Genomic DNA, 4,168 nt, shown 5'->3' with positions numbered 1-4,168 from the left:
CCCCAGCGCGCCGTCCAGGAACATCTTCAGCCCGCCGATGCGAATCCACTCCCCACCGAACCCGCTGCGCAGCCCCACGCCGATGGCGTTCTCCAGCTGGTTGAGCTGAATGGCCTGCAGCACGCGAAGGCGCAGCACGCCGTCCTGCTCCATCGCGCTGAAGTCCTGGAGCCCGGTCACCTCCACCGAGTGCACGCCGGTCAGGCCCAGTGCATGGCACTCGCGCTGGGCATCCAGCAGCGCATCGCGCACGTCCTCGGCCGAATCGGCGGGCAGGTGCGCGGACACCAGCTTCATCGCCTCTTCCAGCAGCACGCCGGTGGGCTCGCCCGTCACGGGGTCGCGGACGATCTCGCCCCCGTCCGGATCCGGCGTATCCCGCGTGATGCCGCAGCGGCGCAGGGCCTCGCTGTTCACCCAGATGCCGTGCAGGTCGTGGCTCTGCAGGAACACGGGGCGTCCGGGGCACACCCGGTCCAGCGGCTCCTTGGTCGGCAGGGCGCCCCATCGATGGCTGTCCCACCCGAGCCCCCGCACCCACCCCTCGCCCGCGCGCGCGGCCTCCGCGACGGCGGAAACGCCGTCGTCCAGCGTCGGCGCGGCGTTCAGGTCCACGCGCCGCCTGGCGAGCGCCCACGTGGTCAGGTGCACGTGCGCGTCGGTCAGCCCCGGCGTCACCACGCCATCCACGTGCTCCATCGCCGCGCCCGGCAGCGCGGCCGCGCGGGCCTTGTCCGCCGTCCCCGCGACGACGATCCGCCCGTGGCGGATGAGCAGCGCCTGCACCGGCGCGTGACTGCCCAGGACGTGAATGCGCCGGGCGGTAAGGATCAGGTCGGACATCGAGCACGCCGGGTCGAGTGGATCAGGTCAGGGGACAGCGAGCGAAGATGCGCAGACGTGGCGGCTGGGGCTAGGGGAGGACGGAACCCGGAGTTGGATTGCACTGGACGCAAGGGCTTGCAACGGCTCCAGATGTGTCACCGGTGGCGTGTTCTGGACATCCTTGACACAGTGGCGGCTCTTCAGCATCGTTCAGGTAGATTTACACCGTTCTGGAGACCGCGAAACGAGCATGATGGAACCCACGATCCTCAGCCTCGAGGGCTGGAGGGAGCTCATGGACGAGATGAGCAAACCGCCCGCCGATACCCCCGAACGACGGGCAACCTTCGAGCGCGTCCGGATGATGCGCGCGGTTCGCGAACGCCTTGAACAGGAAGAACGTGCATGTACCGAAGCACGCCGAGCCGGAACGAAACCGTGAACGGGCGAGCCAAGGTCGGCTCGCCCGTTTGCTCTAGTCCTTTTCCGCCACACGTGGACCTAAGACGGACCGGATGCACGCGATGATGCTTCCCGAACGCCGCCGGCTGGACGTCCCCGCCCCGCTCGACTTCAGATCCGGGCGGCACGATCAGGACATGTTCCTACGCGAACGAGCCTGGTTGGACCAGCAACAGAGGCTGTCGACGACATACCTGTACTCCATCGATCAATCCGTAGCGGCGTACGCGACGATCTGCATGTGGTCCATCCTGTTGGGCACTCGCGAAAAGCCGGCGGGGGTACGATACAGGACGATCGCGGCCTTGCTGCTGGCCCAGTTGGGCGTCCATGAGATCTGGCAGGGCAAGGGGCTGGGCCGGATGGTCGTAGCCGCCGTAATCGATCTCGCCACTGCTGTCTCAGCGCTCGTCGCGTGCCGCTACGTCGTCCTGGACGCCCGGCCGGAACTCGTGGCCTGGTACGAGCGGCAAGGCTTCGTAATCAACAAGGTCGAGCAACGAGCACGTGAAGAAGCGGCCGCTCGCCGCGGCGCCTCACCCATCCCGGTGAGCATGCGCTTCGACCTGCGAGAGGTTTGATGCGTCTCGGTGCCTACCTATCGCACGACGTGGCGCCAGACCGCCGCGGAGATGTCGCGGCCTACGGCGGCGGCGGCGTTCTGGTCAGCGAAGCCGCGGGTCAGGACCACGAGCACGTAGGGCGCGCGGCCGGGCGGATACACGATGGCGGCATCGTGGGCGATTCGGGTGATGTTGCCCGTCTTGTTCGCCACGCGTGTCCCTGCGGGCAGTCCGGCCGGGATCATCTCGGTGAACTCCTGCCGCTGAAGGATCGCCTGCATCTCGCGCGAGGCGTCCTCCCCCAGCACCGATGGGTCCGCGACAGCGCGCATCACCCGCATGAGCGCGTAGGCCGTCGTGGAGTTGTTCATCCCGGCACGAAATGCGGCGTTGTCTTCCACGCCGCGCAGCACCCGCATGTCCCCGGCACCGATGCGCTCCATGAGTTCCGCGATGCGCGCGGGCTCCGCGAGGGCGATCAGGGCATTGGTAGCCAGGTTGCTGGAGCGCGTGATCATCCGCTCCATCAACTCGCTGACGGCCACCTCGCCGCCCACCCGCTCGTACAGCGCGGGATCGCTGTCGTCGCCGGCCGTGAGCGAGTAGGTCTGCCCGTCGGCGATGCTTGTGAAGGCGTTGCGGAGCACCATGCCGCGATCCATGGCCAGCTCGCCAGCGGCGCGGCGGCGGAACAGCTCCATCATCACCGGCACCTTCATCGTGCTGGCCGCGTGCATCCGGACGTGAGCATCCACAAGCAGCGAGTCCCCCGTCTGCAGGTCCAGGAACGCAACGGAAACTTCCGCCGTATCTCCCGCCGCCGCACGGACCAGCGCGCGCACTTCGGCTTCCAGGCTGGCTGTGGGAACGGTGCTCGGCATTGGCGTCACGGCGGGAACCGGGGCACAGGAGGCGGCGACGAGCACGAGCGCGAGGGTGGGCGTGGGCTTCATTGGTGTGATGGTGGTGGTTGGTTGAGTGCGTACGACTGAGCTTGGGGCTGATCGGGGCGGTACTGAGGCGTTTCGACGAGGGCCGGCGCATGCCGCGGCGCCCCCATTCCCAACCCTTCCCCCGCAAACAGCGCGGGGGAAGGGAGCTAGCCGATAGGTGCGGCTCGTGAACTGACCCGGGTGGGTGCGTTTCGACCTAGCCCGACGCATGCCCCTGGCAGCCCTCTCTCCCCGGCCCTTTCCCCCGCAAGCGGGGGAAAGGGAGAATTCGATCGCGCTCCGGCAGGGATGGCGCGCGTGCTTGTGAGCCACCTGCGGAGCTGCCCGTCATCGTCTGCTGCGCCTCGACCGGCTACGCCACCAACTGGGCGAGGAGCGACGGGCGGAGGAGCGAACGAATCGGGTTTACGTCGCCCGTCGCGCGGATGATCGCGTCTCCGAGTGCGGGGCGCCGGGCGAAGCGGTCCGCGGCCCACCGGAGCAGCTCCGGGCGCGCGACGAACGCCTCGATCATGTGCTGAAGCCGCTCCCCCGGGGCGAAGGCACGCCGGCGGGCTCGCTCGTACGAGCCGAGCGCGTCTGCGGAAACGTTCCCGGTCCGGAGCGCGTGGTCGATCGCCGGGGCCGCCAGTTCGGCCCCGCGGAGGGCGCGGTAGATGCCCTGGCCGGTGAACGGGTCGAAGTAGCCCGCTGCGTCACCGACCAGCAGGGCACCATCCGCCACCGCCCGGCGCACCGGCCAGTCGAACGGGCCTGTCGCCAGCACCTCGTCCACTCGCTGGACGCCATGGAGGCCGTAACTACGGAGCGCTGAATCGAAGTATGCCTCGCGCCCGCCGCCGACCTCGTGCATCTCGTGTCCGGACGCCACGACCGTCACGTTCGCCAGCCCTCCGCCGACCTCCGCCACGCCCAGGCAGCCGCACCCGCGCGCCTGCAGCTCCCCGCGCCCGCGAAGGGCCGCGAGCCCCCGCACATGCGCCGTCAGCGCGAGCTTCCGCAGCTTGGGGCCGCGCCGCAGCAGGTCCAGTCGCCGCACGACCACGGAGCGCAGCCCGTCCGCGCCGACAACCATCCGCGCGTGGATCTCACCCGCGTCCGTCACCACGCCCGCCACCCGTCCCGCGCGCCGAACCAGGTCCGTGACCTTCAGCCCCGTGCGGACCTGGGCCCCGGCCTGGCGCGCGTGGTTCAGGAGGATCGTGTCCAGCACTTCGCGCGGGATCCCCAGTCCCCGCACGCCCCTTGGGAAGCGGCCCTCGAATGCGTGGTCATCCGCGGCGATGCGCCACCCGTCCAGCGGCGCGGGGCCGGCGGCGAGCACCGCGTCGAGCGCGCCCAAGCGGCGGAGGGCGGCGACGCCCG

General features: G+C 69.7%; 5 protein-coding genes. 2 read left to right on the top strand and 3 right to left on the bottom strand.

The annotated features are described in order from the left end of the window. On the bottom strand, positions 1-843 hold an 843-nt coding region (locus VIB55_RS13535; RefSeq protein ID WP_331877184.1), incomplete at its 3' end, for an amidohydrolase. Positions 844-1,075: 232 nt separating this feature from the next. Here VIB55_RS13535 and VIB55_RS13530 point away from each other — a divergent pair. Continuing rightward, positions 1,076-1,267: a hypothetical protein gene (locus VIB55_RS13530; RefSeq protein ID WP_331877183.1), complete on the top strand. Its 192-nt coding sequence runs from the start codon at positions 1,076-1,078 to the stop codon at positions 1,265-1,267. An 82-nt stretch (positions 1,268-1,349) separates the two neighbouring features. Further along, positions 1,350-1,868: a GNAT family N-acetyltransferase gene (locus VIB55_RS13525; protein ID WP_331877182.1), complete on the top strand. Its 519-nt coding sequence runs from the start codon at positions 1,350-1,352 to the stop codon at positions 1,866-1,868. A 17-nt stretch (positions 1,869-1,885) separates the two neighbouring features. Here the strand turns inward: VIB55_RS13525 and VIB55_RS13520 are convergent, their stop codons facing one another. Further along, a complete protein-coding gene (locus tag VIB55_RS13520; RefSeq protein ID WP_331877181.1) occupies positions 1,886-2,803 on the bottom strand; it encodes a serine hydrolase in 918 nt (305 codons plus the stop codon). 352 nt (positions 2,804-3,155) lie between these two features. Then, a partial coding sequence (locus VIB55_RS13515) for an NAD(P)/FAD-dependent oxidoreductase (protein WP_331877180.1) occupies positions 3,156-4,168 on the bottom strand: 1,013 nt, incomplete at its 5' end.

The organism is Longimicrobium sp., assembly GCF_036554565.1.
In the GTDB taxonomy this organism is placed as follows: Bacteria; Gemmatimonadota; Gemmatimonadetes; order Longimicrobiales; family Longimicrobiaceae; genus Longimicrobium.
This window is presented reverse-complemented; position numbering and strand designations above follow the sequence as displayed.

Coding starts and splice junctions, on each gene's coding strand:
- VIB55_RS13525 (WP_331877182.1), top strand. CDS start 1,350: ATGATGCTTCCCGAACGCCGCCGGCTGGACGTCCCCGCCCCGCTCGAC.
- VIB55_RS13530 (WP_331877183.1), top strand. CDS start 1,076: ATGATGGAACCCACGATCCTCAGCCTCGAGGGCTGGAGGGAGCTCATG.
- VIB55_RS13520 (WP_331877181.1), bottom strand. CDS start 2,803: ATGAAGCCCACGCCCACCCTCGCGCTCGTGCTCGTCGCCGCCTCCTGT.